This window comes from Pseudomonas sp. GW456-L12 (assembly GCF_059424045.1).
The window spans coordinates 1-5,291 of sequence record NZ_JBWKZA010000065.1 but is presented as its reverse complement, the minus strand read 5'-3'; the positions used below and the strand labels follow the sequence as shown (position 1 = coordinate 5,291).

Here is a 5,291-nt window from a genome sequence, read left to right as displayed (position 1 = left end):
TTTTATATCTTTGTTTATCGTTTTTTATCTTCAGGTATAAACATGTCGGGCAAGCCCACGGTCGCCATAGGTTTTGTCGGTTCCACCCTCGATCGCGTCGGCAAGGGCGCCAACCGCTGGAACCATTGGCGCCCCAGTGTCGGCCTGTGCCAGCAGCAGGACGTGCTGATCCATCGCCTGGAGCTGATCCACGGCGTCGATGCCCGGGACGTCAGCCTGGCCGAGCGGGTGGCCAGCGACATTCGCCAGGTATCGCCGCAGACCGAGGTGCGCCTGCACCCCATGGGCCTGAAGAACCCCTGGGATTTCGAGGAGGTGTACGGCGCCCTGCACGACTTCACCAGCGCCTACCCCTTCGACACCGAGCGCGAGGACTACCTGGTGCACATCACCACCGGGACCCACGTGGCGCAGATCTGCTGGTTCCTGCTGACCGAGGCGCGCTACCTGCCGGCGCGGCTGATCCAGACCTCCCCGGCGCGGCGCCGCGACCCGGAGCAGCACGCCACCGGCACCCACGCCCTGATCGACCTCGACCTGTCGCGCTACGACCGCATCGCCTCGCGCTTCGCCGGCAAGCGCCTGGAGGGCCTGGCCTTCCTCAAGTCCGGGATCGCCACCCGCAACGCCGCGTTCAACCGCTCCATCGAACAGATCGAGCGGGTGGCCCTGCGCTCCAGGGCACCGATGCTGCTGATCGGCCCCACCGGCGCCGGCAAGTCGTTCCTGGCCCGGCGCATCTATGAACTCAAGCGCGGCCGGCACCAGGTCCAGGGGCGTTTTGTCGAGGTCAACTGCGCCACCCTGCGCGGCGACGGCGCCATGTCGGCGTTGTTCGGGCATATCAAGGGCGCCTTCACCGGCGCCCAGAACGCCCGCGATGGCCTGTTGCGGGCGGCGGACGGCGGCATGCTGTTTCTCGACGAGATCGGCGAACTGGGGCTCGACGAACAGGCGATGCTGCTCAAGGCCATCGAGGAGAAACGCTTCTTCCCCATGGGCTCGGACAAGGAAGTGGACAGCGACTTCCTGATCATCGCCGGCACCCACCGCGACCTGCGCGGCCGGGTCGCCCAGGGCCTGTTCCGCGAGGATCTGTATGCGCGGATCAACCTCTGGACCTTCAACCTGCCGGGGCTGGCCGGGCGGCGCGAGGACATCGAGCCGAACATCGACTTCGAACTGGAACGCCACGCCCGCGAGCAAGGGCGCCTGGTGCGCTTCAACCTCGAGGCGCGGCGGCGCTACCTGGCGTTTGCCAGTTCCAGCGAGGCGGCGTGGCTGGGCAACTTCCGCGAGCTGTCGGCGTCCATTACCCGCATGGCCACCCTGGCCGACAGCGGGCGCATCGACGAAGCCCAGGCCGAGGAAGAAATCGAGCGGCTACGGTATGCCTGGGGCTTGAGCCAGGAGCAGGATCCGCTGGCCACTTTGCTGGGCGACACGGCCGAACTCGACCTGTTCGACCGCCTGCAACTGCAGGCGGTGCTCGAAGTCTGTCGCCAGGCCGACAGCCTGTCCGATGCCGGGCGCAAGCTGTTTGGCGTGTCCCGCCAGACCAAGGCCCAGCCCAATGACGCCGACCGCCTGCGCAAGTACCTGGCGCGCTTCGGCCTGGAGTGGAAGCAGATAGTGGCACCAGCGGATTAAGGAGAACTGCCTGCGGCAGCCCCGCCACTGTAGCCGCTGGCGCAGCCTGCGATCGGCTGCGTAGCAGCCGCCAAATCCGGCGACGAGGTTTTCCAGCAATACCGCGCTGCATCGTTACGGCCGCTGCGCGACCGATCGCAGCCTGCGGCAGCGGCTACACAAAGCTGTCGCCAGCAATACGCCCACCTTCACCCAGCAGGCACCGCATCAGCTCTGGCGACCACCCGCTCACCCACCTGCAAGGTCACGGTGGTAAAGGTCATTTGCACCACCTGTCGCCGGCGATACGTCCACTCTCAACCGCCGGGCACCGCGAACACCGCGTTGGCCCTGGCCACCACCCGCTCGCCGACCTGCAGGGTGACGGTGGCAAAGGCCATTTGCCGGCCGCGCTTGGAATGTTCCAGGCGCACGTCGATCCATTCGCCGACCTGCACCGCGCCGAGGTAGTCCAGGTGCATGCTGGCGGTGATCAGCGGCAGCGGTGGGTCGCTGGCGAAGGCCATGGCGTAGCCCATGCCGATATCGGCCAGGGTGGCGAGGATGCCGCCGTGCACGGTGCCACGACCGTTGGCGTGACGGCGGTCGGCGCGCAGGCCGATCTCCAGTTGCAAGCCGCTGCCACGGCAATACACCGGGCCGATCAGCTCCAGCAGCGGGCTGCTGCGGGACAAGGGGGCATAACCTTCGGGTAACTCGAGCGAGCTCATGACAGGTCTCCGTTGCCGATGGCAATGACCGAGACGCGGGTCATCGGTCCCCGAGGTGTACCCCGAAGCGGTGCCCGCGCCCAGCCGTATCCATCCGGCAAATCCTTGGCGATAAGCCGCGGCGACACCACATCCTCGCCCCTCCCCGGGCAATCGACGATAAGATACGCAGCCGTCCCGCCTGCCCCGGGCACGATCATTTATTTCAAGGAGCGACCATGCACCCTCAGGACGACACCCCCACCCCGCTGCGCAGCCTCGCCGTGGTGCTGCTCAGCACCCTGCTGGCCGCCTGTTCCCCCAGCGATCGTTCGTCCTCGGTGGCGGTCGGAGGCGCCCAGGGCAAGGCCGGCGCGCAACTGGCCTATGAACATGAACTGAGCCTGTCGCTGCCCTCGGCGCAGATCGCGCCGCGCCTGGCCGCCACCCGCGAAGCCTGCGAAAACGCCAAGTTCGGCGCCTGCAATATCCTGCGCCTGCAACAAGGCCAGTACCGCGCCCAGGTGATCCTGCGCATCGTGCCCGACGGCGTCGAACCGATAGTCGCGCTGGCCGCCCAGGGCGCCGAAATCGGCGAACGCATCACCAGCGCCGAAGACCTGGCCGACGCCGTGGCCGACGTACAACGCCAGCAGGAACGGCTCAAGGCCCAGCAGCAACGCCTCGACCAGTTGGCGGCGCGCAAGGACATCACCGTCAGCGACCTGATCGCCCTGAGCAAGGAACAGGCAAGCATCGAGAACGACCTGCAGGCCCTGGCCCAGGTCGCCGCCGGGCACCAGCGCCGGCTCGACACCAACCGCCTGACCCTGAACTTCGTGCCCACCGACAGCAGCCAGCGCGGCTCGAAACTGCAACGCGCGTTCGACAACCTGCTGGACAACCTCGCCTACGGTACCGCCGAAGCCCTGGAGAAAGGCAGCTATGTGCTGCCATTCCTGATCCTGGCCTTCCCGCTGGTGATGATCTGGGTCTGGCTGTGGCGCCGGTTCGTGCGCCGTCGTTGAGTCGCAGCACTCTGCAAAACCCAAGAAGCCCGGCCTGATGCGCCGGGCTTTTTTATGGGCACGGGCGAGCTTGTCGTCCCGAGGATTTTTATCGCGAGCCGGGCCGCCCCCTGCCCCGCCAACATCAGCAGCCCACCGCCAGGCCCCGCCAAACAATGCCTGGCAGGCATAGGCGAAGAAAATTGCACGAACGTACCTGGAACTGGCACGTTTTTCCCATGCACCTGCAGCTTGCGAATCGAGCCACCGCAAGAGCCGCATCGACGGTGCCTACCCGCACCAATAGCAATCATCGGACGCTATCCGCGTCCCCATAAAGTGCAGACGGCGAGCCAAAAGCTCGTTGAGCTGAGACTGGCGATAAGGAAGTCTCATGTGCGATGTGCAGTCATGTTCACCGGCGTTTTCCGCTATTGGCTCCACCGTTTCGCCCCTGGTTCCGCCTCGTCCGGCAGCCCTGCCCGGACCGGCCCTCGCGCCCTGTGCGTCATCGACGATCGACCTTGCGCACGCTACGCGGCGCTGCCTGTGCCAGCCTCTGGCGATGCCCCCTGCTCCAGTCGCTGGGGCAACTTTCAGGCTGGCGGTAGCGGCTGTTATAAGGCCGACCCTCTCCCGGTACCGATATCCAAGCCAGTCTTCCCAGGTACTGCCCAGCGTATCCCGACACAAACATTCGCCCCCAGGCCGGTCTCGCCACTGTCCAAGTAGCGTCGACGGAAGAAGCCTCGACAAGACCGATCGTCGACTGTTTTTAAACCACTAAGCAGCCAACTTAATTTTGTACTCGGTGACATTTCACCGAGCGAAAGCCGTATTTCTATCGTTGCGTATTCGACAACAAACAAACGTGCCAAAGCGCGTTAAAAGTGGATGATCAGAGCGTTGTCCGACAATAAGGCAATTCAATATCAATGCATCGACCACTGGGTAATGAGCGGACCGCTGTTTACATACACTCAATGTACGTACCGGTTAATTATCCGTACCCCCAACAGGCTAATAAGAGGCCCGTCATCGCCCTGCTCAATGGCGGGCAGGCGAGCGCGCCATGGATACTCAAGAATGCTCCCCGAGCGGGCCGTAAAAGACTACAGAAGCCCTACGCAGAGCCCTGAAAACAACAAGATCAAGGACCTCCAGGCAATGACCGGCTAGTCACTGTTTATTTGCACCAAATCAATTCGCCAGACACTTTTTAGTGCGTTGGCCACGGCATTGATCGCCCCTGTTTCCGGCTGAAAAGCGGATAACCCAGGGCAGGCAGGCTCGCCCGTAAAAAGCATTTACGGTCAACTTTTCGAGGCGCTGAATATATATTGTTGCGCCAGTTTTTCTCGCAATTTTATATAAATGCGACATGCACTACGAGCCGTCGCCAATTGCATAAAGACCGACACAATCTGGCATAGCGGTTGCTATATGTAACGAGTACGAGACAGGTGCATTACAAACACCGGCTCATCCCACAACATTCTTCCAGGGAGTGGTAATGAACAATCTAAGCCGAAGGCGATAAGCCACTCGTTTGCACAGGGCCGTTCAACCAGATAGTTCAACTATCGGCTTTTGCTCACCCTTGAAAAAGTTAAACCCGACTTTCGAACATTCCAGCCAATGTTCGAACGGTGCCTTATTGCCCTTCATCCAACCGAGGGAGCTTTAATGAACGATGCGGTAAAGAACAGAACCCTGCCGAGGCCCTTGGGCGATGAAGCCGTCGTCCAGGTTGCGCGGGGCCGTCCTTATAAGGGCAATGCATCGAAACCCGGAGGCCTGAGCAAGCGCCAGGTGCTGTTGCTGGTGACGGTCTCGGCCCTGCTCCATGGTGGCGCTTGGTGGTTCTTCCAGCAGACCCGCGCCGCGCCACTGGAAACGCCCCCGGAAATCCCGGAAATGACCGTCGAGCTGAGCAGCCCGACCC

The 5,291-nt window shown here is 63.0% G+C and carries 3 protein-coding genes and 1 pseudogene; 3 read left to right on the top strand and 1 reads right to left on the bottom strand.

Going from position 1 to position 5,291, the window contains the following annotated elements:
* Window positions 1–42 precede the first annotated feature (42 nt).
* Window positions 43–1,650, top strand: a complete 1,608-nt coding sequence (rtcR, locus tag AC07Y9_RS32075; protein ID WP_102681443.1) for an RNA repair transcriptional activator RtcR — start codon at window positions 43–45, stop codon at window positions 1,648–1,650.
* A 296-nt stretch (window positions 1,651–1,946) separates the two neighbouring features.
* Here the strand turns inward: rtcR and AC07Y9_RS32070 are convergent, their stop codons facing one another.
* A complete protein-coding gene (locus AC07Y9_RS32070; protein WP_007932643.1) occupies window positions 1,947–2,360 on the bottom strand; it encodes a PaaI family thioesterase in 414 nt (137 codons plus the stop codon).
* A gap of 218 nt (window positions 2,361–2,578) precedes the next feature.
* On the opposite strand from AC07Y9_RS32070, the gene AC07Y9_RS32065 reads away from it, so the two are divergent.
* The gene (locus AC07Y9_RS32065; RefSeq protein WP_102681444.1) at window positions 2,579–3,367 is read left to right on the top strand and encodes a DUF4349 domain-containing protein; all 789 of its coding nucleotides are present in this window, start codon (window positions 2,579–2,581) and stop codon (window positions 3,365–3,367) included.
* 1,665 nt (window positions 3,368–5,032) lie between these two features.
* Window positions 5,033–5,291 (top strand): annotated as a pseudogene (locus AC07Y9_RS32060) (energy transducer TonB); the annotation flags it as partial.

Coding starts and splice junctions, on each gene's coding strand:
- AC07Y9_RS32070 (WP_007932643.1), bottom strand. CDS start 2,360: ATGAGCTCGCTCGAGTTACCCGAAGGTTATGCCCCCTTGTCCCGCAGC.
- rtcR (WP_102681443.1), top strand. CDS start 43: ATGTCGGGCAAGCCCACGGTCGCCATAGGTTTTGTCGGTTCCACCCTC.
- AC07Y9_RS32065 (WP_102681444.1), top strand. CDS start 2,579: ATGCACCCTCAGGACGACACCCCCACCCCGCTGCGCAGCCTCGCCGTG.